Origin of the sequence: Pseudomonas sp. RC10, from assembly GCF_038397775.1 — a bacterium.
GTDB lineage: Bacteria > Pseudomonadota > Gammaproteobacteria > Pseudomonadales > Pseudomonadaceae > Aquipseudomonas > Aquipseudomonas bambusae.
This window is the reverse complement of the sequence record NZ_CP151650.1, coordinates 674,348-699,298: the sequence shown is the minus strand read 5'-3', so window position 1 is coordinate 699,298 and position 24,951 is coordinate 674,348. Positions and strand designations below refer to the sequence as shown.

18 protein-coding genes and 1 pseudogene are annotated in these 24,951 nt (G+C 58.2%); 16 read left to right on the top strand and 3 right to left on the bottom strand.

Translation table 11 applies throughout. From position 1 onward, the window contains the following. Positions 1 to 90 precede the first annotated feature (90 nt). From AAEO81_RS03105 to AAEO81_RS03055, 11 genes are all read left to right on the top strand, one after another. On the top strand, positions 91 to 2,895 hold the full coding sequence (locus AAEO81_RS03105; protein WP_341961547.1) for an LPS-assembly protein LptD: 2,805 nt from the start codon (positions 91 to 93) through the stop codon (positions 2,893 to 2,895). Further along, positions 2,876 to 4,198 carry a peptidylprolyl isomerase gene (locus AAEO81_RS03100; RefSeq protein ID WP_341961545.1) on the top strand — a complete coding sequence of 441 codons (1,323 nt, stop codon included), beginning with the start codon at positions 2,876 to 2,878 and terminating at the stop codon, positions 4,196 to 4,198. Before AAEO81_RS03105 ends, AAEO81_RS03100 begins: the two co-directional genes overlap by 20 nt. After that, positions 4,195 to 5,181, top strand: coding sequence for a 4-hydroxythreonine-4-phosphate dehydrogenase PdxA (gene pdxA / locus AAEO81_RS03095; RefSeq protein ID WP_341961544.1), 987 nt, complete (start codon positions 4,195 to 4,197; stop codon positions 5,179 to 5,181). Before AAEO81_RS03100 ends, pdxA begins: the two co-directional genes overlap by 4 nt. Beyond that, the gene (rsmA, locus tag AAEO81_RS03090; protein ID WP_341961542.1) at positions 5,181 to 5,987 is read left to right on the top strand and encodes a 16S rRNA (adenine(1518)-N(6)/adenine(1519)-N(6))-dimethyltransferase RsmA; all 807 of its coding nucleotides are present in this window, start codon (positions 5,181 to 5,183) and stop codon (positions 5,985 to 5,987) included. Before pdxA ends, rsmA begins: the two co-directional genes overlap by 1 nt. A gap of 118 nt (positions 5,988 to 6,105) precedes the next feature. Further along, on the top strand, positions 6,106 to 6,486 hold the full coding sequence (gene apaG / locus AAEO81_RS03085) for a Co2+/Mg2+ efflux protein ApaG (protein WP_166595600.1): 381 nt from the start codon (positions 6,106 to 6,108) through the stop codon (positions 6,484 to 6,486). Beyond that, the gene (locus tag AAEO81_RS03080; RefSeq protein ID WP_341961541.1) at positions 6,486 to 7,367 is read left to right on the top strand and encodes a symmetrical bis(5'-nucleosyl)-tetraphosphatase; all 882 of its coding nucleotides are present in this window, start codon (positions 6,486 to 6,488) and stop codon (positions 7,365 to 7,367) included. The genes apaG and AAEO81_RS03080 overlap by 1 nt, the downstream gene beginning before the upstream one ends. A gap of 56 nt (positions 7,368 to 7,423) precedes the next feature. Beyond that, positions 7,424 to 7,744, top strand: a complete 321-nt coding sequence (gene glpE, locus AAEO81_RS03075; RefSeq protein ID WP_166595602.1) for a thiosulfate sulfurtransferase GlpE — start codon at positions 7,424 to 7,426, stop codon at positions 7,742 to 7,744. Positions 7,745 to 8,031: 287 nt separating this feature from the next. Then, positions 8,032 to 9,954 carry a PrkA family serine protein kinase gene (locus AAEO81_RS03070; RefSeq protein WP_062385212.1) on the top strand — a complete coding sequence of 641 codons (1,923 nt, stop codon included), beginning with the start codon at positions 8,032 to 8,034 and terminating at the stop codon, positions 9,952 to 9,954. A 160-nt stretch (positions 9,955 to 10,114) separates the two neighbouring features. After that, complete coding sequence (locus AAEO81_RS03065; RefSeq protein ID WP_166595603.1) at positions 10,115 to 11,386, top strand: YeaH/YhbH family protein; 1,272 nt, start codon at positions 10,115 to 10,117, stop codon at positions 11,384 to 11,386. Then, on the top strand, positions 11,383 to 12,945 hold the full coding sequence (locus AAEO81_RS03060; protein WP_341961540.1) for a SpoVR family protein: 1,563 nt from the start codon (positions 11,383 to 11,385) through the stop codon (positions 12,943 to 12,945). The genes AAEO81_RS03065 and AAEO81_RS03060 overlap by 4 nt, the downstream gene beginning before the upstream one ends. A gap of 91 nt (positions 12,946 to 13,036) precedes the next feature. Beyond that, positions 13,037 to 14,272 carry a multifunctional CCA addition/repair protein gene (locus AAEO81_RS03055; RefSeq protein WP_341961539.1) on the top strand — a complete coding sequence of 412 codons (1,236 nt, stop codon included), beginning with the start codon at positions 13,037 to 13,039 and terminating at the stop codon, positions 14,270 to 14,272. Positions 14,273 to 14,399: 127 nt separating this feature from the next. Here AAEO81_RS03055 and folK read toward each other — a convergent pair whose 3' ends face one another. Together folK and folB are read right to left on the bottom strand one after the other, a co-directional pair. Beyond that, a complete protein-coding gene (gene folK, locus AAEO81_RS03050; RefSeq protein WP_341961538.1) occupies positions 14,400 to 14,930 on the bottom strand; it encodes a 2-amino-4-hydroxy-6-hydroxymethyldihydropteridine diphosphokinase in 531 nt (176 codons plus the stop codon). Further along, positions 14,921 to 15,274: a dihydroneopterin aldolase gene (gene folB / locus AAEO81_RS03045; RefSeq protein WP_065991327.1), complete on the bottom strand. Its 354-nt coding sequence runs from the start codon at positions 15,272 to 15,274 to the stop codon at positions 14,921 to 14,923. Before folB ends, folK begins: the two co-directional genes overlap by 10 nt. A 74-nt stretch (positions 15,275 to 15,348) precedes the next feature. Here folB and plsY point away from each other — a divergent pair, with 74 nt between their 5' ends. Further along, positions 15,349 to 15,918 carry a glycerol-3-phosphate 1-O-acyltransferase PlsY gene (plsY, locus tag AAEO81_RS03040; protein WP_341961535.1) on the top strand — a complete coding sequence of 190 codons (570 nt, stop codon included), beginning with the start codon at positions 15,349 to 15,351 and terminating at the stop codon, positions 15,916 to 15,918. A 55-nt stretch (positions 15,919 to 15,973) separates the two neighbouring features. Here the strand turns inward: plsY and tsaD are convergent, their stop codons facing one another. After that, positions 15,974 to 16,999, bottom strand: coding sequence for a tRNA (adenosine(37)-N6)-threonylcarbamoyltransferase complex transferase subunit TsaD (tsaD, locus tag AAEO81_RS03035; protein WP_341961534.1), 1,026 nt, complete (start codon positions 16,997 to 16,999; stop codon positions 15,974 to 15,976). A 192-nt stretch (positions 17,000 to 17,191) separates the two neighbouring features. Between tsaD and rpsU the strand changes: the two genes are divergently transcribed. The 4 genes and pseudogenes from rpsU to AAEO81_RS03015 form a co-directional block, all read left to right on the top strand. Next, entirely contained in the window at positions 17,192 to 17,407 is a 216-nt protein-coding gene (rpsU, locus tag AAEO81_RS03030) for a 30S ribosomal protein S21 (protein WP_110951580.1), read from the top strand. A gap of 246 nt (positions 17,408 to 17,653) precedes the next feature. Continuing rightward, positions 17,654 to 19,624, top strand: coding sequence for a DNA primase (gene dnaG, locus AAEO81_RS03025; protein ID WP_341961530.1), 1,971 nt, complete (start codon positions 17,654 to 17,656; stop codon positions 19,622 to 19,624). A 67-nt stretch (positions 19,625 to 19,691) separates the two neighbouring features. After that, positions 19,692 to 21,539, top strand: coding sequence for an RNA polymerase sigma factor RpoD (rpoD, locus tag AAEO81_RS03020; protein ID WP_341961529.1), 1,848 nt, complete (start codon positions 19,692 to 19,694; stop codon positions 21,537 to 21,539). A 440-nt stretch (positions 21,540 to 21,979) separates the two neighbouring features. Beyond that, positions 21,980 to 24,937: pseudogene (locus tag AAEO81_RS03015) on the top strand (EAL domain-containing protein); the annotation flags it as partial. Between the last annotated feature and the right edge of the window lie 14 nt (positions 24,938 to 24,951).

The window sequence follows — 24,951 nt, the reverse complement described above, 5'->3', positions numbered from 1 at the left end:
TGCTTTATTATCCGACATCTTTTTCAGCCCATCGAGAGGCGTGCGGCCCCCCCGCGGGCAGATGGCGCGCAGGAAGCCCGGACTAATAAGATGGCATTGAAATCCCCCGCGTTTCGTAAAAAATTTCCGTTGCTCGTAACCGGCAGTTTGCTGGCGATGCAACCTCTGGCCACCCAGTACGTGGTTGCGGCCGAGCAGTATGACTGCTCCGTGTCGGCAACAGGTGCGTGGGATTGCTCCCCGAAAACCAATGCAGCCCAGTTGCCTCCGCGGCCGGTGCACGACGCCAACAGCGTGTCGTCCAACAGCAACGGGACGACGGAGTCCACGATCACCACCGAAAGTGGTGAAGTCGTGCCTAAAACGATGCTGGTCACCGAGGCCAAGGGCCGGGGCCTGCAATCGCGCAGCGCAGACTACAGCCATCTGGACTGGGTGCCACGCGAGAAGCTGACCGCTGCCCAACTGGCAGAGACAGGTCCGTACTGCTCCGGCGCCTACATCGAGCCGATTCGTCCTGGCATGGACGACAAGACCGCGAAAAGCGACGCCCCGACGTTCATTGGCGCCAAGGCTTCGCGTTATCAGCAGGAAGAACAGATTGCGAGCCTGGCCGGTGACGTCGTCATGCGCCAGGGCTCCATGCAGGTCGAGTCCGATGAAGCGGCGCTGCATCAGGCGGAAAACCGTGGCGAGCTGAACGGCAACGTCCGTCTGCGCGACAACGGCGCCCTAATCGTCGGCGACCACGCTGAAGTCCAGCTGGACACCGGTGAAGCGAAAGTCGACAACGCCGAATACGTGCTGCACAAGTCCAACGTGCGGGGTAACGCGCTGTACGCCCGCCGTGCAGAAAACGCGATCATCCGCCTCAAGGACGGTACGTACACCACGTGTGAACCGAGCAGCAACGCCTGGACGGTGAAGGGCAACAACATCACCCTGAACCCGGCCACCGGTTTCGGTACGGCAACCAACGCCACCCTGCGTGTGAAGGACATTCCGATCCTCTACACGCCGTACATCTATTTCCCGATCGACGATCGTCGTCAGTCCGGCTTCCTGCCACCGACCATCGGTGCCAGCAGCGACACTGGCTTCTCGTTGCTCACGCCTTACTACTTCAACCTGGCGCCGAACTACGACGCCACGTTGTACCCGACGTACATGGCCAAACGTGGCCTGTTGCTTGAAGGCGAGTTCCGTTACCTGACCAAGAGCAGCGAAGGTCAATTCGGCGCCGCCTACCTGAACGACGACAATGATGATCGCAAGCTTGAGTCCGATTCGAAGGACACTCGCTGGATGATCAACTGGCAGAACCGCAGTGGTCTGGACGAGCGCCTGACTGCGCACGTCGACTACACCAAAGTCAGCGATCCTTACTACTTCAAGGACCTGAAAAGCGGCCAGGAAGGCGTCAGCACGCACAACTTCCTGAACCAGCAGGGTGATCTGACTTACCGTGGCGACAGTTATCAGGCACGCCTGAACGTTCAGCAGTATCAGCTGACCACCATTACCCAGATCACGCCGTATGGCCGTCTGCCTCAACTGACCCTGAACGGCACCTTGCCTTTCAATCCGGGCGGATTGAAGCTCGACTACGAGTCGGAGCTGGTGCGATTTGAACGTGATCTGCGCGACGGCAATTTCGTGGATGAAGATGGGATTCCAACAGGCCGTCTGGACAACAACGTCCAAGGGATCGAGCGCGCCAACGGCAACAGGTTAAACCTTGCTCCATCCATTAGTTTGCCGCTTACCGCTAGCTACGGCTACGTGACACCTAAGCTCAAATACGTTTACACCAAATACGATCTGGACCTGGACGGGCAAGGTAAAGCCTTCATCGCCTCTGATGCCAACCAGAACTCCGCTACGCGTCAGGGTTTCGATAGCGGCGTAGATCGATCCGTCCCGATTTTCAGCGTGGACAGCGGCCTCTATTTCGACCGCAACACCAATTGGTTCGGCAAGGACTATCGCCAGACACTGGAACCGCGCTTGTACTACCTGTACGTACCTGAGAAAAATCAGGACGACATCCCGATTTTCGACACAGGCGAAACGACGTTCAACTACGCGTCGCTGTTCCGTGACAACCGTTTCGTCGGCTCTGACCGCATCGGTGACGAGAACAAACTGTCGCTGGGCGTAACCAACCGCTGGATCGAAGACAACGGTTTCGAACGTCAGCGTGTCAGCTTCGGTCAGGCGGTCTACTTCGCCGATCGCAAGGTGCAGCTGCCAGGCATCAGCTACCAGGACCGCAAAGACGCACAGTCTGATGTGTCTCCGTACGCGCTGGAATACGAATACCGCTTCAACCGCGACTGGCGTGCCACGTCGGACTTCAACTGGGACCCGGACAGCCGCAGCACTCGCTCCGGCAGCGCGATGGTGCATTACCAGCCTGAAGACAATCCCGGGAAGATCATCAACGCTGGCTACCGCTATCGCAACGACCAGGTCCGTTACGACCAGACGACTGGCCGCTGGTCCGTGGGCGGCGGCGACGCAACCCTGCCTGATGGCTCGGTCATCAAGGACTACTACAAAATCCAGCAGCATGACTTCTCGGTCATCTGGCCTGTCGCGCCACAGTGGAGCGCCATTGGTCGCTGGCAATATGACTACAACCGTGATCGCACCCTCGAAGCCTTTGGTGGTTTTGAATATGACAACTGCTGCTGGAAGCTGCGCCTGATCAACCGTTACTGGGTCGACTATGACGAGTCCACTCAAGAGGTTGCACAGAACGAGAAAGGCGACCGCGGCGTATTCCTACAAATCGTGTTGAAGGGACTTGGTGGCGTAGTCGGCCAAAAAGTTGAAAGCTTCCTCGACAAAGGCATCCAAGGTTATCGTGAACGTGAAGACCAAGCTTTCTGATTCTCTGCGCCCGCTAGTACTGGGCGCACTGCTCATCGGTACGGTGACGCACGCTGAAGTGCGCACCATCGACAAGGTGGTAGCCATCGTCGACAACGACGTGGTCATGCAAAGCCAGCTCGATCAGCGCACCCGCGAAGTTCAGCAAACCATCGCCAAGCGCGGCCAGGGCGTTCCTCCTGCCAGCGCGTTGGAGTCGCAGGTTCTGGATCGTCTGATCCTCGAAAACCTGCAACTGCAGATTGGCGAGCGCTCCGGCATTCGCATCACCGATGAAGAGCTGAACCAGGCGGTCGGCACCATTGCTCAGCGCAACAACATGAGCATCGACCAGTTCAAGGCCGCACTGGCCCATGACGGCCTGTCGTTCAATAACGCCCGTGAGCAGATTCGCCGGGAAATCATCATCAGCCGCGTACGTCAGCGTCGCGTTGCCGAGCGTATCCAGGTGTCGGAGCAGGAAGTGAAGAACTTCCTCGCCTCGGACTTAGGCAAGGCTCAGTTCTCGGAAGAGTTCCACCTGGCCAACATTCTGGTGCCTACCCCTGACAGCGCGACCTCGGACCAGATCCAGGCCGCCGCAGCCAAGGCCAAGGACATCTACGGCAAGCTGCAACAGGGTGCGAACTTCGAGCAACTGGCGATTTCTTCTTCGGCCAGCGAAAGCGCATTGGACGGCGGTGACATGGGCTGGCGTAAAGCCGCTCAACTGCCGCCTCCATTCGGCGACATGTTGAACTCGATGAGCCCAGGTCAGGTGACCCCACCAGCCCGTACGCCGGGTGGTTTCATCATCCTGAAGCTGCTGGAGAAACGCGGCGGTGAAGATCAGACCCAGATGCGCGACGAGGTTCACGTTCGTCACATCCTGATCAAGCCGAGCGAGATTCGCAGCGAAGCTGAAACCAAGACGCTGGCTCAGCGCATCTACGACCGCATCCAGAACGGCGAAGACTTCGGCGCTCTGGCGAAGAGCTTCTCCGAAGATCCGGGTTCGGCGCTCAACGGTGGCGACATGAACTGGGTAGACCCACGTTCGCTGGTGCCTGAGTTCCGTGACGTGATGAACGAGACGCCGCAAGGCGTGGTGTCCAAGCCATTCCAGACACAATTCGGCTGGCACGTACTGGAAGTCTTGGGTCGTCGCGCCACCGACGGCACCAACCAGGCTCGCGAACAACAAGCGATGACCGTACTGCGTAACCGTAAATACGACGAAGAGCTGCAAACCTGGCTGCGTCAGATTCGCGACGAAGCTTACGTTGAAATCAAGCTCCCTGGCGCTGACCAGGCTGCCAAGTGAAACCCCAGCGTTTCGCCCTGACACCCGGCGAGCCCGCTGGCATTGGTCCTGACCTTTGCCTGCTGCTCGCCGCGCAGTCCCAGCCCCACCCCCTGATTGCCATCACCAGTTGCGACCTGCTCAATGAGCGGGCCGCTCAACTGGGCGTGGCTGTCAGCCTGATTCCCGTCACACCGTCCGCCTGGCCCGACATTCCTGCCCCTGCAGGCAGCCTGTATGTCTGGGACACGCCGCTGAACGCGCCCGTCACGGCCGGACAGTTGAACAAGGCCAACGGCGCTTTCGTACTGGAAACCCTCACCCGCGCCGGACAAGGCTGCATCAATGGCGACTTCGCCGGGATGATCACCGCCCCCGTGCACAAGGGTGTGATCAACGAGAGCGGCATTGCCTTCTCTGGCCACACCGAGTTTCTGGCTGAACTGACCCATACCGAACAAGTGGTGATGATGCTTGCCACCGGCAACTTGCGCGTGGCCCTGGTGACCACTCACCTGCCGCTGCGCGACATCGCTGACGCCATCACACCCGATAAGCTGGAGCGTGTGACGCGCATTCTGCATGCGGATCTGGTGAACAAGTTCGGTATCCCTCGCCCGCGCATTCTGGTCTGTGGACTGAATCCCCACGCAGGCGAAGGCGGCCACCTCGGCCGCGAAGAAATCGACATCATCGAACCCACCCTTGAGCGTCTGCGCGGCGAAGGCCTGGACCTGCGTGGTCCCCTCCCCGCCGATACGCTTTTCACCCCCAAATATCTGGAGCACTGTGATGCAGTGCTGGCGATGTACCACGACCAGGGCCTGCCCGTGCTGAAGTACAAAGGCTTCGGCGCCGCCGTCAACGTCACGCTGGGCCTGCCCATCATTCGGACGTCCGTGGATCACGGCACTGCACTGGATTTGGCAGGCAGCGGCAAGATCGACACCGGCAGCCTCAAGGTCGCTCTGGAAACCGCCTATCAGATGGCCGAGACCCGTTAATGACTGAGCAATACCAACACAAGGCGCGCAAGCGCTTCGGCCAGAACTTTCTGCACGATGCAGGCGTAATCGACAAGATTCTGCGCTCGATCCGTGCCAAGGCCGAAGATCGCATGCTGGAAATCGGACCGGGCCAGGGTGCCCTGACCGAAGGCCTGCTGGGCAGCGGCGCGCAACTGGACGTCGTGGAGCTGGACAAGGACCTGATACCGATCCTGATGCAGCAGTTCAGCGGCATGCCGAACTTCAACCTGCATCAGGGCGATGCCCTGAAGTTCGACTTCACCAGCCTGAACGCAGCGCCCAGCAGCCTGCGTGTGGTCGGCAACCTGCCGTACAACATCTCCACGCCACTGATCTTTCACCTGCTGCAGAACGCACACCTGATTCGTGACATGCACTTCATGCTGCAGAAAGAAGTGGTCGAGCGTCTGGCCGCGGGTCCGGGCGGCGGTGATTGGGGCCGTCTGTCGATCATGGTTCAGTACCACTGCCGCGTGGAGCATCTGTTCAATGTCGGTCCTGGCGCGTTCAATCCGCCGCCAAAGGTCGATTCGGCCATTGTGCGTCTGGTGCCTCACGAGACGCTGCCGCATCCGGCCAAGGATCACCGCACGCTGGAACGCGTCGTTCGCGAAGCGTTCAATCAGCGCCGCAAGACGTTGCGCAACACGCTGAAGGCTCTGCTCACCAGTGAGGAAATCACTGAGGCGGGCGTCGATGGCAGCCTGCGCCCGGAACAGCTGGATCTGGCAGCGTTCGTGCGTCTGGCCGACAAGTTGACCGACAAACCTGTCGTCGCTTAAACCCTTCGGGACATGTCCGGTCAAAGCCCTTGTTGGTTTTTTCACTGCGACATGTCCTAGACTCAACTTTCTCCGGGCTTTTCCGGCTTTTTCCGCTCCCGCTTTTAAGGCCTCTTGCATGTCCGATCCTCGTTATCAGATCGACGTCAGCGTCGTCACCCGTTTTCTTTCAGAACAATCGCAGCCGGATCAGAACCGTTTTGCCTTTGCTTACACCGTCACCGTCCACAACAATGGCGAGCTGCCAGCCAAGTTGCTGTCGCGCCATTGGGTGATCACCGACGGTGACGGGCACGTCGAAGAAGTTCGCGGGGAAGGCGTCGTTGGCCAGCAGCCGCTGATTCAGGCCGGACAAAGTCACACCTACAGCAGCGGCACAGTCATGACCACCAAGGTCGGCAACATGCAGGGCACTTATCAAATGCTGGCGGATGATGGCAAACGCTTCGATGCCGTTATCGCGCCTTTCCGGCTGGCAGTGCCAGGGGCGCTTCACTGATGACGGTGTACGCAGTCGGCGACCTGCAAGGTTGCCTCGATCCGTTGAAGTGTCTGCTGGAGCGTGTGTCATTCGATCCGGCCAGTGACAAGCTGTGGTTGGTGGGTGATCTGGTGAACCGAGGACCTCAGTCGCTGGAAACCCTGCGTTTCCTGTATGGCATGCGCGACTCTGTTGTCAGCGTGCTCGGCAATCATGACCTTCATCTACTCGCTGCGGGACGCAACATTGAGCGGCTGAAAAAAGGCGACACGCTGCGAGAAATACTGGAAGCGCCTGACGCCAAAGTCCTCCTCGACTGGCTGCGTCAATTGAAACTGATGCACTACGACGCCGAGCGTGACATCGCCTTGGTTCACGCTGGCATCCCTCCGCAGTGGACGCTGAAAAAAGCCCTCCGCTGTGCCGAAGAAGTCGAAGAAGCCCTGCGTGACGACAACTTGCTTGAGCCTTTTCTGGATGGCATGTACGGCAATGAGCCTGCCAAATGGGACAAGGACCTGCACGGCGTCACCCGTCTGCGCGTGATCACCAATTATTTCACCCGCATGCGTTTCTGCACCGCAGACGGCAAGCTCGACCTCAAGAGCAAAGAAGGTCTGGACAGCGCACCGGCGGGTTATGCGCCATGGTTCAGCCACAAGGACCGCAAGACCAAAGGCCTGAACATCATCTTCGGACATTGGGCCGCCCTTGAAGGCCGTTGCGAAGAGCCCGGCGTTTACGCCCTCGACACCGGTTGTGTCTGGGGTGGCGCGATGACCATGCTCAACGTCGACACCCGCGAACTGATTCGCTGTGAGTGCGATGAACGTGGCTCCCTCGCTCCGTCAAAATCTCCAGACACATCGGCTGGCGACCAAACCGCAGCCCAGCGTTAGAATCCCTTTTTCAGTTCTCGACAGTTCGGGAACCCAACGGCCCAGGAGCCCATGCCATGACCGATTTCAAACGCATCCCGCCGGAGCAGGCCCAGGCCCTGCGTGAAAACGGTGCCGTGCTGGTCGATGTTCGCGACGCACAGACCTTTGCCAGCAATCACATTCCCGATTCGCATCATCTGGATAACCACTCGATTGCCGACTTCATTCGTAACGCCGACCTGGATAAACCGCTCGTCGTCGTTTGCTATCACGGCAACTCAAGTCAGAGCGCCGCGGCCTATCTTGTAGGACAGGGCTTCTCCGAGGTCTACAGCATGGACGGCGGTTTCGAGCTGTGGAAAAACACTTTTCCGGCCGAAACGGCGCAAGGCTGATCGGAAAATATTTTTTCAGGCCGCGAAGCCGCGTGCTACGCGGCCTCGCGAGGCTAACTGACGAACGGTTGCACCACATTCATACGCCTTCCTTCTTTCTGTGTGCGAATCCGAACTATCCTTGTGCTCAGGCCATCCGAATCAGGGGAGAGCCGGTACACCGGCGCGTGGGTCATCGGTAGCTACTTTTATGGTGTTTGGGGGGTAAATGACGGCTGACTGATAGCTGTCATCCAACATCGACTGACGATCCGCCGCCGGCTCCACGTATCGAGCGAGGTGACGTCATGAGTATTTTTAGCCACTTCCAACAACGCTTTGAATCGACACGCCAGGAAGAGCTCTCGCTACAGGAGTACTTGGAGCTCTGCAAAACCGACCGCAGTGCATACGCCTCAGCCGCAGAGCGTCTTCTGATGGCCATCGGCGAGCCAGAGTTGTTCGACACGTCGACCAACTCGCGGCTATCCAGGATCTTCTCCAACAAAGTCATCCGGCGCTATCCAGCGTTCGAGGACTTCCATGGCATGGAGGATTGCATCGAGCAGATCGTCTCGTACTTCCGCCACGCCGCTCAGGGTCTGGAAGAAAAGAAACAGATCCTTTACCTGCTCGGCCCTGTCGGCGGCGGTAAGTCGTCCCTGGCTGAAAAGCTCAAACAGCTTGTTGAGAAAATACCTTTCTACGCCATCAAGGGCTCGCCTGTTTTCGAGTCGCCCTTGGGCCTGTTCAAACCCACCGAAGACGGGACGATCCTCGAAGAGGACTACGGCATCCCGCGCCGGTACCTGAATACCATCATGTCGCCATGGGCGACCAAACGTCTGGCCGAGTTCGGGGGCGACATCAGCCAGTTCAAGGTGGTGAAGCTTTATCCGTCGATCCTCAACCAGATCGCCGTCGCCAAGACCGAACCCGGCGACGAGAACAACCAGGACATTTCGGCGCTGGTGGGTAAGGTCGACATCCGCAAGCTCGAAGAATATCCACAGAACGACGCCGATGCTTACAGCTACTCAGGCGCGCTGTGCCGGGCCAACCAGGGCCTGATGGAATTCGTGGAGATGTTCAAGGCGCCAATCAAGGTCCTGCACCCACTGCTCACCGCCACTCAGGAAGGTAACTACAACAGTACCGAAGGCCTGGGCGCAATTCCGTTCACCGGCATTCTGCTGGCCCACTCCAACGAATCGGAATGGCACAGCTTCCGCAACAACAAGAACAACGAAGCCTTCATCGACCGTATTTACATCGTGAAGGTGCCTTACTGCCTGCGTGTCAGCGACGAGATCAAGATTTACGACAAGTTGCTGTTCAACAGCTCGCTGGCCAAGGCCCATTGCGCGCCAGACACACTGAAAATGCTCGCGCAGTTCACCGTTCTGTCGCGCCTCAAGGAGCCGGAAAACTCCAACATCTACTCCAAGATGCGGGTGTACGACGGCGAAAACCTCAAGGACACCGACCCGAAAGCCAAGTCGATTCAGGAGTACCGCGACAGCGCAGGTGTTGACGAGGGCATGAACGGCCTGTCCACACGCTTTGCGTTCAAGATCCTCTCGAAAGTCTTCAACTTCGACCCGCACGAAGTGGCCGCCAACCCGGTTCACCTGCTGTACGTGCTGGAGCAGCAAATTGAGCAAGAGCAATTCCAGGCCGAAACTCGCGAGCGCTACCTGCGCTTCATCAAGGAATACCTGGCGCCGCGCTACATCGAGTTCATCGGCAAGGAAATCCAGACGGCTTATCTGGAGTCCTACAGCGAATACGGTCAAAACATCTTCGACCGCTACGTGTTGTACGCAGACTTCTGGATTCAGGATCAGGAATACCGTGACCCTGAAACCGGCGAAATCCTTAACCGCGTTGCCCTCAACGAGGAACTGGAGAAGATCGAGAAACCGGCTGGCATCAGCAATCCGAAGGATTTCCGGAACGAGATCGTCAACTTCGTGCTGCGTGCCCGCGCCAACAACAACGGCAAAAATCCGACTTGGCTCAGCTACGAGAAGCTGCGCGTGGTGATCGAGAAGAAAATGTTCTCGAACACCGAGGACCTGCTGCCGGTGATCAGCTTCAACGCCAAAGCCAGCAAAGAGGATCAACAGAAACACAACGACTTCGTCACCCGAATGGTCGAGCGGGGTTACACCGACAAACAGGTGCGGCTGCTGTCCGAGTGGTACCTGCGCGTCCGCAAATCACAATAAGCAGCGACAAGTTGTGAGCTTCAAGCTGCAAGCTAAAAGCGATCCGGCGTGTTCGATAGACCACCGCATGGCTTGAGGCTTGTAGCTTGATGTGTGGTGTTTGCGGTCAAAACTTGCAGCTTGCGGCTTATGGCTTGCAGCTCCCCGAAGGGGCCCTCGTATGAGTTATGTGATCGACCGACGTCTCAATGGCAAGAACAAGAGCACGGTGAATCGGCAGCGCTTCCTGCGTCGCTACCGTGACCACATTAAAAAAGCAGTGGAAGAAGCGGTCAGCCGCCGCTCCATCACTGACATGGAACATGGCGAACAGATCAGCATTCCCGGTCGCGATATCGACGAGCCGGTGCTGCATCATGGTCGCGGCGGCAAACAGACCGTCGTGCATCCCGGCAACAAAGAATTCACCACCGGTGAGCACATCGCCCGTCCTCAGGGCGGTGGTGGGGGCAAAGGGCCTGGCAAGGCGAGCAATTCCGGCGAAGGCATGGACGAGTTCGTGTTCCAGATCACTCAGGAAGAATTCCTAGAGTTCATGTTCGAAGATCTCGAACTCCCCAACCTCGTCAAACGCAACCTGAGCGGCACCGACACCTTCAAGACCGTGCGCGCAGGCATCAGCAACGAAGGCAACCCGTCACGCATCAACATCATTCGCACGCTGCGTTCAGCCCACGCACGACGCATTGCGTTGTCTGGCAGCAGCCGCGCCAAACTCCGTGAAGTGCTCGCTGAACTTGAGCGTTTGAAACGCGAAGAACCCGACAATTTCGGCGACATTCAAGAGCTGGAAATAGAAGCAGCACGCTTACAGGCGCGGATCAAACGTGTCCCGTATCTGGACACCTTCGACCTCAAATACAACTTGCTAGTGAAACAGCCCAACCCCAGCTCCAAGGCGGTGATGTTTTGCCTGATGGACGTGTCCGGCTCGATGACGCAGGCGACCAAAGACATCGCCAAGCGGTTTTTCATCCTCCTGTATCTGTTCCTGAAGCGGAACTACGACAAGATCGAAGTCGTGTTCATCCGCCACCACACCAGCGCGCGCGAAGTCGACGAGGAAGAGTTTTTCTATTCGCGGGAAACCGGCGGCACCATCGTGTCCAGCGCATTGAAACTGATGCAGGAGATTATGGCCGAGCGCTACCCTACCAACGAGTGGAACATCTACGCCGCCCAGGCCTCCGACGGCGACAACTGGAACGACGACTCACCGATCTGCCGCGACATTCTGATCAAGCAGATCATGCCGTTCGTGCAGTACTACACTTACGTCGAAATTACCCCTCGCGAGCATCAGGCACTGTGGTTCGAATACGAGCGCATCGGCGAAGCCTTCGCCGACACGTTCGCCCAGCAGCAGCTGGTCTCTGCCGGTGATATCTATCCGGTATTCCGTGAACTCTTCCAGCGCAGGTTAGTGACATGACCGCTAGAGAGCAGAAGCGCCAACCCCTTTCCACGGGTTCAGAGTGGACGTTCGAACTGATCCAAGCCTACGACCGGGAAATCAGTCGCATCGCCGAGCGTTATGCCTTGGACACTTACCCCAATCAGATTGAGGTGATCACCGCTGAGCAGATGATGGACGCCTATGCGTCGGTCGGCATGCCACTGGGCTATCACCATTGGTCCTACGGCAAGCACTTCCTCAGCACGGAAAAATCCTACTCCCGCGGCCAGATGGGTCTGGCGTACGAAATCGTCATTAACTCCGACCCGTGCATCGCGTACCTGATGGAAGAAAACACCATCTGTATGCAGGCTTTGGTCGTGGCCCATGCCTGCTACGGCCACAACAGTTTCTTCAAAGGCAATTACCTGTTCCGCACCTGGACCGACGCCAGTTCGATCATCGATTACCTGGTGTTCGCCAAGCAGTACATCATGCAATGCGAAGAGCGCCACGGCATCGACGCGGTCGAAGACTTGCTCGACTCCTGCCATGCCTTGATGAATTACGGCGTTGACCGCTATAAGCGTCCGTACCCGATTTCGGCGGAGGAAGAACGTCGCCGCATGAAGGACCGCGAAGAGCATTTGCAGAAGCAGATCAACGATCTTTGGCGCACTATTCCGAAAAATGCCAGCAAGAACGACAAGGAAGACAACGCGCGCTTCCCTGCCGAGCCACAGGAAAACATCCTCTATTTCATCGAGAAACACGCGCCTCTGCTGGAGCCATGGCAGCGTGAGATCGTGCGCATCGTGCGTAAGATCGCCCAGTATTTCTATCCCCAACGCCAGACTCAGGTCATGAACGAAGGTTGGGCGACCTTTTGGCATTACACACTGATGAATGATCTGTACGACGAAGGCCTGGTCACTGACGGATTCATGCTCGAATTCTTGCAGTCCCACACCAGCGTTGTGTTCCAACCGGGCTTCGACAGCCCCTATTACAGCGGCATCAATCCCTACACCTTGGGGTTTGCCATGTATCAAGACATTCGACGGATGTGCGAGCACCCGACCGAAGAAGACCACCACTGGTTCCCCGACTTGGCAGGGACGGATTGGCTGACCGCCGTGAAGTTTGCGATGAGCAGCTTCAAGGACGAGAGTTTTATCCTGCAATACCTGTCACCGAAGGTCATTCGCGACCTCAAGCTGTTCAGCATTCTGGATGACGATCAAAAAGACGACCTGCTGGTTCCTGCCATTCATGATGAGACAGGCTACAGAACGATCAGAGAAACCCTTGCGGCCCAGTACAACCTGGGAAACCGGGAGCCGAACGTGCAGATCTACAGCATCGATCGCAGAGGCGATCGCTCGCTGACCCTGCGTCACCAACAGCACGATCGCAAACCGCTGGGCGACTCGACGGATGAAGTGCTCAAACACCTGCATCGCCTGTGGGGGTTCGACATTCACCTCGAAACGCTTCAGGGCGACCAGATCATGAAAACCCACCACGTCCCACCGAGAAGCGAACACGCTGACAGTGAATATCCCCGGCTCGACTTGGCGGTCGTTCACCTTTAGGGGATAAGCCGAGGGATAAGCCGTATCTGAAAAATGGCCCTCCGTAAGCGCGACGTAAGGTTTATCCTGTCGCGCTTACGGAGGCTTTTTTATGCAGATCTACAAAGTTGGCGGCGCTGTGCGTGATCGCCTGCTTGGCAAACCGGTCGCGGACACCGACTGGGTCGTCGTCGGCGCGACCACCGATGAGATGCTGATCAAGGGCTATCGCCCGGTCGGCACGGACTTTCCGGTATTTCTGCACCCCCTCACCGGCGAGGAATACGCGCTGGCTCGAACCGAGCGCAAGACGGGCCGTGGGTATGGCGGGTTCGTGTTTCACGCCGATCCCGACGTCACGCTGGAAGAAGACCTCATCCGCCGCGATCTGACGATCAATGCCATCGCCGAAGACAAGGACGGCCACCTGACCGACCCCTATCACGGTCAGCGCGATTTGCAGGATCGGGTGTTGCGCCATGTTTCCCCGGCATTTGCGGAAGACCCCTTACGGGTCTTGCGCGTGGCGCGATTTGCGGCCCGCTACGCACCGGACGGTTTCACCATTGCCCATGAAACCCTAATGCTGATGCGCCAACTCAGCGCGTCGGGCGAGTTGGAAGCCCTCACGCCGGAGCGCAGCTGGAAGGAAATTTCCCGCGCCCTGATGGAGCGGGAGCCACAGGTGTTCATCCAGGTTCTGAAGGACTGCGGTGCGCTGAAGGTATTGATGCCGGAAATCGATACGCTGTTCGGCATCCCCCAACCGGAAGCGCATCACCCTGAAATCGACACCGGGCTGCATGTTTTGAGCGTTCTGCACCAATCGGCGGTGCATAAGCAGCCATTGAGCGTTCGCTGGGCTTGTCTGTTGCATGATTTGGGCAAAGGATTAACGCCCGAAGCAGATTGGCCACGCCATATCGCCCATGAGCAGAAAGGCCTCAAGGCGATCAAAGCGGTGAGTCAGCGCTTTAAAGTGCCGAGAGATTGTCAGGAACTGGCGCTGCTGGTGGGCCAATACCACACCCATGGCCATCGAGCGCTGGAGCTCAAGCCTTCGACGCTGCTGGAGTTGCTGCAGAACTTCGACGTCTATCGCCGCCCGCAGCGGTTCGAGGAGTTCATTGTCGCCTGTGAAATGGACGCCCGAGGTCGCAAGGGCTTCGAGGACCGCAGTTATCCACAGGCTGAATACCTGCGCGGCGCAGCGGAAGCCGCGAGGCAAGTGGCGGTCCAGCCGCTGCTGGATCAGGGTTATCAAGGACAGGAGTTGGGCGAAGCGCTGAAGCGGGAACGGCTGGACACGCTGACGTTTTACAAGGCGTCGTATCAGAGTCAGAGCTGAATTTGCAGACGTCTGATCGCCCTGTGGGAGCGAATTCATTCGCGAAAGGCCATTACATCCGATGCATCTCTGCCGGCTGTACAACCGCATCGCGAATGAATTCGCCCCGACAGGAGATATCCGGCGGTTATTGAACCGAGGACAGCATTGAATCCGGGGTCAATGGCTGACCCTGCCACTCAAACGCAACCGGCCAAAGCTGCTGCTCAATCTGCGATTCTTCCCACAGTTTGGCAAACATCAATCCCACTTCGGGATGAAGCCTTTCCGGCGCAATCAGCGACAACGGCCACAGCACAAATGCATTCTTCAGAATTTCGGCACGGGGCAGCACCAGCCCGTCGAAATTGCCGACCTGCTCGCCATACAACAGCACGTCGATGTCCAGCGGCAGCCCTTTACGGTCAGGGGCATAACGACCGTTGTCGGCCTCGATGAATTTCAAGCGACGGTCCAACTCGATCAACGGCAGGTCGGTCAACGCTGATACCACCAGATTGATGAATGGCCCGCTCTTGATCCCCACCGGATGGCTTTCGAACACCGGCGAGCAGGACATATCAGTGAGAAAACCGGCCAGAGCATCAAGCCCGGAACACAGATGCCGGTGCCGGTCGACGTTACTCCCCAGGCCGAGAAAAATCCGTGTCAGCGGCATCCGCGCTCGATCTCCACGCCCACACCCTTGGCCGCTGGTACGGCGCCGGGTTTGGTGAGTTTCAGGTGCAGCCACGGAATGTTGAATTCGCTCATCAGCACTTCTGCCAGACGCTCTGCGAAGGTTTCGACCAATTGAAACTGCGAAACCTCAGCAAAAGCCTGAATGCGCGCAGAGACGCTGGCGTAGTCGAGTGCCTTGCTCAAGTCATCGCCCGCGGCGGCAGGTCGATTGTCCCAGGCAAAACTCAGGTCCAGACGCAGGCACTGACGAATGCCGCGTTCCCAGTCGTAGGCACCGATCACCGTGTCGACCTCCAGACCCTCAATGAAAACTCTGTCCAAGCCTTTCTCTCCGCTGCACGACAAGGGCGCAATGCGCCGTTAGAATCAGGGCTTCCCCGCCCGGAATGGTTAGCATGTTTTGGTTACTGGCACTTCTCGCCTACCTGCTCGGCTCGCTGTCCTTCGCCATCCTGCTCAGCCGTCTGACCGGCAGTCCGGACCCGCGCGCCAGCGGCTCGGGCAACGCAGGCGCCACCAACATGCTGCGTCTGGCGGGCAAGAAGCTCGCTATCCTGACCCTGATCGGCGACGTCTGCAAAGGGATGATTCCAGTGCTGATCGCTGCCTGGGCGGGACTCGACCCTCGTCAACAGGCCTGGATCGGGCTTTACGCCGTACTCGGCCATCTGTTTCCTTTGTACTTTCGCTTCAAGGGCGGCAAAGGCGTCGCTACGGCGGCGGGGATGCTACTGGGTCTGTATCCACCCGCTGCGCTGCTGGCAATCGCTGCATGGCTGTTGACGTTTTATCTCACCCGCACCAGTTCGCTCGCCTCGCTGATCGCCACCCCGCTGACCCTTCCGCTGCTGGCCTGGCAGGAACCCCATGCGCTGGTGCCCATGAGCCTGCTGACTTTGCTGATCGTCTGGCGTCATCGCGGCAATTTACGCGACCTCTATGCAGGACGCGAACGGCATTTCTAGCGGCAAAAGATAAAAAAGGCTCATTCGAGCCTTTTTCTTTCCAAGCAGTGTGGCTTTACAGCCCCGGTAACTGTTCCATCGGCCAGCGCGCCTGCACAGTGATGCTCAGGTCTTCTTTCTGGCCCGCCTGCAATCGCTGACATCCGGCGAACGCGATCATTGCCCCGTTATCCGTACAAAATTCCGGACGCGCGTAAAAGACGTTGCCGCCGATCCCGCCAAGCATTTGCTCCAGAGACTGACGCAGCGCCTTGTTTGCACTGACCCCACCCGCAATCACCAGACGCTTCATGCCTGTCTGCTTCAAGGCGCGTTTGCACTTGATGGTCAAAGTCTCCACCACCGCATCCTGGAAGGCCAGTGCGATGTCGCAACGGGTTTGCTCGCCGTCGTCCCCAGCGCTCTGGCATTGCTGCCAGGTGTTCAGGGCGGAAGTTTTCAAGCCGCTGAAGCTGAATGTCAGGCCGGGGCGATCGGTCATCGGGCGAGGGAACGTGAAACGTCCCGGCACCCCCTGGAGCGCCAAACGGGATATCTCCGGACCACCGGGGTAATTCAGGCCCATCATTTTGGCCGTCTTGTCGAAGGCTTCGCCCGCAGCGTCATCCAGCGTCTCGCCCAACAACTCATAAAGGCCGATGCCGTCCACCCGAACCAGTTGCGTGTGACCACCGGAAACCAACAAAGCGACGAACGGAAACTCCGGCGGTTGCGCCTCCAGCATAGGGGCCAGAAGATGGCCTTCCATGTGGTGCACGCCCAATGCGGGGATGTCCCACGCGAAAGCCAGCGCTTGCGCGCAAGACGCCCCCACCAGCAGCGCACCGACCAGCCCAGGACCTGCGGTATAAGCGATGCCATCGATCTCGGTCGCGGCGCAATCCGCCTCGGCCAATACCTGACGAATCAAGGGCAGCATGCGTTTTACGTGATCGCGGGACGCCAGCTCGGGGACCACGCCGCCGTAGGCCCGATGCAAGTCGATCTGGCTGAATAATGCGTCGGCGAGCAGCCCGCGCTCGCTGTCATACAGCGCCACGCCGGTCTCGTCGCAAGAAGTTTCCAATCCCAGTATTAACATGGGGCACGCCTTGGGGGCTGAATTCGAAGGCGCGCATAATAGTCGCCGCTCATGCCTGCGACCAGTGGTTTTCGATCAGAGGCTTTGCATTCCTCGCGCCGAGGGGTTAACATCCGCAACCCTTAAAACCGGCGTACTCATACAAGCGTTGTACGAGGCGCCGACCCCGGTAATGAATGAAGGTAGCTCTGGATGCCAGCCGTCAAAGTTAAAGAGAATGAACCCTTCGACGTAGCTCTGCGTCGTTTCAAGCGCTCCTGCGAGAAAGCCGGCACTCTGGCCGAAGTTCGTAGCCGCGAATTTTACGAGAAGCCAACTTCGAAGCGTAAGCGTATGGCAGCTGCTGCTGTTAAGCGTCACGCCAAAAAAGTTCAGCGCGAACAGCGCCGCGCCGTTCGTCTGTATTAATACAGACGTCTGTCGCAAGCTTATGCCTTGCCCGGCCCTAAAGCCGGGCTGTCGGCAGTTGCCTATCTAGCCTCAAGCAACACAGACAGAGGCTGTAAACGTCCTTTTGCGACCGATACAACCCCCGTCGACTCTTCCAGCCTGATCTTCAGGCAGCGTTGACCCGTCTACACTGACCAAGCAACCGTCGTTACGCTTTGGATTCGCCACGATCTTTCTGGCGGGGCGCCTGATGATGAGAACGCCATGGCCGGACTGATTCCTCAAGGTTTTATTGACGACCTGCTTAACCGCACCGACATCGTCGATGTTGTCAGCTCGCGCGTTCAATTAAAGAAAACCGGCAAGAATTTCAGCGCCTGCTGTCCTTTCCATAAAGAAAAGACACCGTCGTTCAGCGTCAGCCCCGACAAACAGTTCTATTACTGCTTTGGCTGCGGCGCAGGCGGAAACGCCCTCGGCTTCATCATGGACCACGACAACCTGGATTTTCCCCAGGCCGTCGAAGAACTGGCCAAAGCCGCTGGCATGGAAGTACCCCGCGAACAGGGCGTCAGGGGCCAAAAGCCCAGACAACCCACCGATTCGCCGCTGTATCCACTGCTGACCGCTGCTGCCGATTTCTACCGGGCCGCGCTGAAAAGCCACCCGACCCGTAAATCCGCAGTGGACTACCTGAAAGGCCGTGGCCTCTCGGGTGAGATTGCCCGCGACTTCGGATTAGGGTTCGCCCCGCCCGGCTGGGACAATCTGTACAAACACCTCAGCAGCGACACGCTTCAGCAAAAGGCCATGATCGACGCTGGCCTGCTGATCGAGAACGCCGAAACCGGCAAGCGTTACGACCGCTTTCGCGACCGGGTGATGTTCCCCATTCGCGACAGCCGGGGTCGAGTCATCGCGTTTGGCGGACGCGTGCTAGGCGACGACAAACCGAAGTACTTGAACTCGCCCGAGACGCCGGTGTTTCACAAGGGGCAAGAGCTGTACGGCCTGTTCGAGGCGCGCAAACACAATCGCAACCTTGACGAAATCATCGTTGTCGAAGGCTACATGGACGTCATCGCGCTGGCTCAACAAGGCTTGCGCAACGCCGTTGCGACACTGGGCACCGCCACCAGCGAAGAGCATTTGAAGCGGCTTTTCCGCGTCGTGCCCAACGTGCTGTTCTGTTTCGACGGCGACCAGGCAGGCCGAAATGCGGCCTGGCGCGCACTGGAAGCCACGCTTTCCAGCTTGCAGGATGGTCGTCGCGCCCGGTTTCTGTTTTTGCCCGAAGGCGAAGATCCGGACACGCTGGTACGCGCCGAAGGCACCGATGCCTTCAAGGCAAGGATCAACCAGCACGCACAGCCGCTGGCCGATTATTTTTTCGAGCAGCTGATCAAGGAAGCAGACCCGCGCTCGCTGGAAGGCAAAGCGCACATGGTCACCCTGGCTGCTCCACTGATCGAAAAGGTGCCGGGGGCCAACCTTCGGGAGCTGATGCGTCGGCGCCTCAAGGAAATAACCGGTCTGGACACCGCCGCCGTCAATCAGCTGGTGCAAAGCGCTCCCGCCGAGGCACCGCCGGTTTATGACCCGGGCTTTGATTACGACTCAGTGCCTGATTACGGCGATTACCAGCCGCATGACGCCTACGAACCACAGCAAGAATGGACGCCGAACTCGTCAGGCGGCCAGCAGAAGAGATGGGAAAAAAAGCCGTGGGACAAAGGCAAGAAGTGGGACAAGAACGGCAAGCGGCCGGACTTTGAACCTCGCGCCCCACGCACACCGGCAACGGTGGAGCCACCGACCCTGACGGCCCTCCGGACCCTGCTTCATCATCCGGACCTGTCACAAAAGGTGGAAGATACCAGCCACTTTGCGGCGGAAGATAATGTGTATTCGCAGTTGCTGGTGGCCTTGCTCGAAGCGCTGCAAAAGAATCCGAAGCTGCGGTCGCTGCAATTGATCGCCCGCTGGCACGGAACCGATCAAGGACGATTATTACGACAACTGGCGGAAAAGGAATGGCTGATCTCGGCCGATAACCTTGAACAACAGTTTTTCGACACTATAACTAGCTTGTCCGCCCGCCAACGCGAGCGAAGTCTCGATCAATTGATCAGGAAGGAACGGCAGACCGGTCTGAGTGCTGAGGAAAAAGTTCAGCTACTCAACCTGTTAAATCGCAAAGTTCCTGCACAAACCCCGACCTCAACTGGCGCGTGAGGTCCTAGCTCGGGTATAATCCTCGGCTTGTTTTTTGCCCGCCAAGACCTTCAGTGGATAGGGTGTTATGTCCGGAAAAGCGCAACAGCAGTCTCGCCTCAAAGAGTTGATCAGCCGCGGTCGTGAGCAGGGTTACCTGACTTACGCGGAGGTCAACGACCACCTGCCGGAGGATATTTCAGATCCGGAACAGGTGGAAGACATCATCCGCATGATTAACGACATGGGGATCAACGTATTCGAGAGTGCTCCGGATGCGGACGCCCTTCTGTTGGCCGAAGCTGACACTGACGAGGCAGCCGCTGAAGAAGCAGCCGCCGCGTTGGCAGCAGTCGAAACCGACATCGGTCGCACAACCGACCCGGTGCGCATGTATATGCGCGAAATGGGTACGGTCGAGCTTCTGACACGTGAAGGCGAAATCGAAATCGCCAAACGTATCGAAGAGGGCATCCGTGAAGTGATGGGCGCGATTGCGCACTTCCCTGGCACGGTCGAGCACATTCTCTCCGAATACACTCGCGTCACCACCGAGGGTGGTCGCCTGTCTGACGTTCTCAGCGGTTATATCGACCCGGACGACGGCATCGCGCCGCCTGCCGAGGTGCCGCCACCGATCGATCAGAAAACCGAAAAGACCGACGTCGCTGACGATGATGACGAGGAGTCCGCCGACGGCGACGACGAGGAAGAGGCCGAAAGCGGTCCTGATCCGGTCGTGGCAGCTCAGCGCTTCGGTGCGGTCTCCGATCAGATGGCGATCACCCTCAAGGCCCTGAAAAAGCACGGTCGTGGTAGCAAGCAGGCTAATGAAGAGCTGCTGGCGCTGGCCGAGCTGTTCATGCCGATCAAACTGGTTCCTAAACAGTTTGAAGGTCTGGTTGAACGTGTTCGTAGCGCTCTTGAGCGTCTGCGTGCACAGGAACGCGCCATTATGCAACTGTGCGTTCGTGACGCTCGCATGCCGCGTGCTGACTTCCTGCGCCAGTTCCCGGGCAATGAAGTCGATCAGAGCTGGACCGATGCACTGGCCAAAGGTAAAAGCAAATACGCCGAAGCCATCGGCCGCTTGCAGGCTGACATTCAGCGTTGCCAGCAGAAGCTGACCGCACTGGAAGAAGAAACCGGCCTGAACGTGGCGGAAATCAAGGACATCAACCGTCGCATGTCGATCGGTGAGGCCAAGGCCCGCCGCGCGAAGAAAGAGATGGTTGAAGCGAACTTGCGTCTTGTGATCTCGATCGCCAAGAAGTACACCAACCGCGGCCTGCAATTCCTCGATCTGATCCAGGAAGGCAACATCGGCTTGATGAAAGCGGTGGACAAGTTCGAATACCGTCGCGGTTACAAGTTCTCGACATACGCCACCTGGTGGATTCGACAGGCGATCACTCGCTCGATCGCCGACCAGGCGCGCACCATCCGTATTCCGGTGCACATGATCGAGACGATCAACAAGCTCAACCGTATTTCCCGCCAGATGCTGCAGGAAATGGGTCGCGAGCCGACGCCGGAAGAGCTGGGCGAACGCATGGAAATGCCTGAGGACAAGATCCGTAAGGTATTGAAGATCGCAAAAGAGCCGATCTCCATGGAAACGCCGATCGGTGACGATGAAGACTCCCATCTGGGTGATTTCATCGAAGACTCGACCATGCAGTCTCCGATTGATGTTGCGACCGTGGAAAGCTTGAAAGAGGCAACGCGTGAAGTGCTGTCGGGCCTCACCGCCCGTGAAGCCAAGGTACTGCGTATGCGCTTCGGCATCGACATGAATACTGACCACACCCTTGAGGAAGTCGGTAAGCAGTTCGATGTAACCCGTGAGCGTATTCGTCAGATCGAAGCCAAGGCGCTGCGCAAGCTGCGCCACCCGACCCGAAGCGAACACCTGCGTTCGTTCCTGGACGAGTAAGCGAAACGCGCTAGAACAAGACCCCCAGCCCTGCTGGGGGTTTTGCATTTCAGAGAATAAGAAATCGGCAGTGTGCCACCTTCCCTCAGCACAGCTACACTCGAAGCATTCTTAACGCTGCAACTAATGAGGCTGCCATGTTTTGGATGCCGGCCATTGCTTTCTTATGCTTGATGGGGTCGACCAGCGTCGACGCACAGGCTCTCCCTCCAGGGGAAACGACCTGGCAGGGCATGCACGAGGGATCAATGCAGAGTATGGATACTGCGTCGGCGGATACCGACCGTTCAGCCGGCAGGGGCTTTGAAGGCGACAATCTTCAAGGTTTCGACCTTCGCACGTCGCAGCCCTTGGCCTACGTCGACGGATCCGATGCCAGTGCTAACAGCCCGCGCTCTGACGGCTCGGCATCGCTTCCCCTCGCCCCCGAACCCATGAAATTCTGGCGAGACTTCCTGCTCTACGGACTGCCCGGACTGCTTCTGCTCTCGACGATCCTGTTGATTGTGGTACGAATCAATCGCCGCCTCAGCTCGGAAATTTCCCGTCGTGTCGCGCTGGAACAGGAACTGCGCAGCAGCGAATACCATTACCGAGGCATGATCGAAAGCCTGTCGGCCATTGCGTGGGAAGCCAACACCCACGATTACTCCTACAACTACGTTTCCCCACACGCAGAAAACCTGCTCGGCTACCCGTTGCATCAATGGCTGAGACCGGGGTTCTGGCGCAGCATCGTCCACCCGGCCGACCTCGACGCCGCTGAAGCCTACTGCGACGTTCAAACCAAGCTGGGTAACGACCACAGCCTTGATTACCGCGTGATCAGCGCCGACGGCAGGACGTTGTGGATACGTGACATTGTCACGCTGATCACTTATGGCCATGAACCCGTGATGCGCGGCCTGATGATCGACATCACGGAAGCCAAGCAGACCGAGGAAGCACTGCGGCAGTCCGAAGGGAAATTCGCGTCGGTGTTCGCACAGTGCCCGGACATTTTGGTGATTGCCCGCTTGTCCGACGGCTGCTTTCTGGAGGCGAACCAGGCGTTCGTCGAGCAAATCGGAATAAGTGCTGGCGATATCGTGGGCCGCACGCCTAGCGAATTGAACATCTGGGGCATCCCGGACATAGGGCCTAGCCTGCTTCAACGCCTGCAAAAGGGCAGTATTCGAAATCTTGAAATGCCGTTCCGTCGAAGCAACGGCCGAACCTTCACCGGCTTACTGTCGGCTGAACCCTTCGATCTGGATTCGACGCCTGCGGTAGTGGTGGTCGTGCGCGACATCACGCCACTGAAAGAAGCTCAGCAGCAATTGCAGTTGTCCGAAGAGAAGTTCGCCAAAGCTTTCCACTCGTCGCCGGACGGCCTGTTGATTTCCCGGCAGAGCGACGGGCTATTAGTGGAAATCAACGACGGGTTCAGCCGTATTACCGGATATCACAGTTCGCTGTCACTGGACCGCACGACGCTCGACCTCGGCATCTGGGTCGACCTCAACGAGCGGCAGCAACTGCTTGAGCAACTTGCCCGCGATGGCTTCGTCAAAGATTTCACCAGCCATATCCGCCGCAGGGACGGGCAGATTCGACTGTGCGAAATTTCATCACGCCCGCTGCCGATTGGCGGTGAAGACTGCATGCTGACCATCGCCCGCGACATCACCGACCGCCACCAGATGCAAGAGAAGCTGCAATTGGCTGCAACGGTTTTCGAGAGTACGGCCGAGGGCGTGCTCATCACCGACACCCGCCAGCGGATCAATGCGGTCAACCGTGCCTTTAGTGAAATCACCGGCTACTGCGAAGCCGAAGCCCTCGGAGAGACGCCTCGATTGCTGGCCTCGGGACTGCACGACAGCGCGTTCTACGCCGCCATGTGGTATCAACTGACGGCAGAGGGTCACTGGCAAGGCGAAATCAGTAACCGTCGAAAGAACGGGGAGATTTATCCGAGCTGGCTGACCATCAGCGCCGTGCGTAACCGCGACAAATTCATCACCCACTTCGTCGCAGTGTTCGCGGACATTTCCAGCCTCAAACAGGCTCAGGCCCGTCTGGATTATCAGGCCCATCACGACCCGCTGACGGGACTGCCGAACCGGACGCTGTTCGAGAGCCGCCTGCACGCGGCCCTGACTCATAGCAAAGAGGCCAACAGCCTCGGCGCGGTGCTATTCCTCGATCTCGACCGCTTCAAACACATCAACGACAGCCTCGGGCACCCGGTCGGCGACCTGTTGCTCAAAGGGATTGCCCAGCGCCTGAAAGAGAACCTGCGTGACATCGACACCGTCGCACGGTTGGGCGGTGACGAGTTCATCATTCTGCTCCCCGGCCTGCAAACCGACAGAGACGCGGAGGCCATCGCTACCAAATTGCTCAATAGCTTCTCCGCCCCTTTCCAGGCGGGTGAACACGAGTTTTTCATCAGCACCAGCATTGGCACTGCGCTGTTCCCGTCAGATGGGGCCGACGTCGCCACCCTCATCAAAAACGCCGATGCCGCGATGTACCGCTCAAAAGCAAAAGGCCGCAACCGGGTCGAAAGCTACACCCGCGACCTCACCGCCCAGGCCAGTGAGCGCATAGCGCTGGAACACGAATTGCGCAGAGCGATCGAACGCAACGAGTTCACGCTTTCCTACCAACCCAAGATCAGCCTTCTGACACAACGACTGGTCGGCGCCGAAGCTCTGATTCGCTGGACCCACCCCACTTTCGGAGAAGTCCCACCTGAGCGGTTCATTCCTCTGGCAGAGGAAAACGGCATGATCCTGCAGATCGGCGAGTGGGTGTTGGAGAAGGCCTGTCAACAGCTGTATCGCTGGAATCAAACCTACGACGTTTTCGGCCCCCTCTCCGTGAACTTGGCTGGCGCCCAACTCCGTCAGCCCAATCTGGTCACCCGCATTGAGCACCTGCTCCAACAATACGAACTGCAGCCAGGCTGCCTGCAGCTGGAAATCACCGAAAACTTCATCATGTCCCAGACCGAAGAGGCGCTCTCCGTGCTGCACCGCCTGAAAAAACTCGGCGTGCAACTGGCCATCGACGACTTCGGCACCGGCTATTCATCACTGAGCTACCTTAAACGTTTGCCGCTGGACATCCTGAAGATCGACCAGTCCTTCGTACGCGGCCTGCCAGACGACCAGCACGACGCCGCCATCGTCCGCGCCATCATCGCCTTGGGCCGCAGCATGCAACTGACCGTCATCGCCGAAGGCGTGGAAAGCCTTGAACAACAGCAATTCCTCGCCGACGAAGGCTGTGAACAAATCCAGGGCTACATCGTCAGCCTGCCCCTGCGCCCGGAAGAATTCTGCGCGACGTTTCTTCGTATAACCGTTTCAGACTTTTCGGATAGCACAGCACGGAAACCATCGTTATAATCCGCCGCCTGACT

What these genes read in the sequence shown, in the direction of transcription:
- AAEO81_RS03105 (WP_341961547.1), top strand. Translation starts at nt 91, where the DNA reads ATGGCATTGAAATCCCCCGCGTTTCGTAAAAAATTTCCGTTGCTCGTA.
- rsmA (WP_341961542.1), top strand. Translation starts at nt 5,181, where the DNA reads ATGACTGAGCAATACCAACACAAGGCGCGCAAGCGCTTCGGCCAGAAC.
- apaG (WP_166595600.1), top strand. Translation starts at nt 6,106, where the DNA reads ATGTCCGATCCTCGTTATCAGATCGACGTCAGCGTCGTCACCCGTTTT.
- AAEO81_RS03080 (WP_341961541.1), top strand. Translation starts at nt 6,486, where the DNA reads ATGACGGTGTACGCAGTCGGCGACCTGCAAGGTTGCCTCGATCCGTTG.
- glpE (WP_166595602.1), top strand. Translation starts at nt 7,424, where the DNA reads ATGACCGATTTCAAACGCATCCCGCCGGAGCAGGCCCAGGCCCTGCGT.
- AAEO81_RS03070 (WP_062385212.1), top strand. Translation starts at nt 8,032, where the DNA reads ATGAGTATTTTTAGCCACTTCCAACAACGCTTTGAATCGACACGCCAG.
- AAEO81_RS03065 (WP_166595603.1), top strand. Translation starts at nt 10,115, where the DNA reads ATGAGTTATGTGATCGACCGACGTCTCAATGGCAAGAACAAGAGCACG.
- AAEO81_RS03060 (WP_341961540.1), top strand. Translation starts at nt 11,383, where the DNA reads ATGACCGCTAGAGAGCAGAAGCGCCAACCCCTTTCCACGGGTTCAGAG.
- AAEO81_RS03055 (WP_341961539.1), top strand. Translation starts at nt 13,037, where the DNA reads ATGCAGATCTACAAAGTTGGCGGCGCTGTGCGTGATCGCCTGCTTGGC.
- folK (WP_341961538.1), bottom strand. Translation starts at nt 14,930, where the DNA reads ATGCCGCTGACACGGATTTTTCTCGGCCTGGGGAGTAACGTCGACCGG.
- plsY (WP_341961535.1), top strand. Translation starts at nt 15,349, where the DNA reads ATGTTTTGGTTACTGGCACTTCTCGCCTACCTGCTCGGCTCGCTGTCC.
- tsaD (WP_341961534.1), bottom strand. Translation starts at nt 16,999, where the DNA reads ATGTTAATACTGGGATTGGAAACTTCTTGCGACGAGACCGGCGTGGCG.
- rpsU (WP_110951580.1), top strand. Translation starts at nt 17,192, where the DNA reads ATGCCAGCCGTCAAAGTTAAAGAGAATGAACCCTTCGACGTAGCTCTG.
- dnaG (WP_341961530.1), top strand. Translation starts at nt 17,654, where the DNA reads ATGGCCGGACTGATTCCTCAAGGTTTTATTGACGACCTGCTTAACCGC.
- rpoD (WP_341961529.1), top strand. Translation starts at nt 19,692, where the DNA reads ATGTCCGGAAAAGCGCAACAGCAGTCTCGCCTCAAAGAGTTGATCAGC.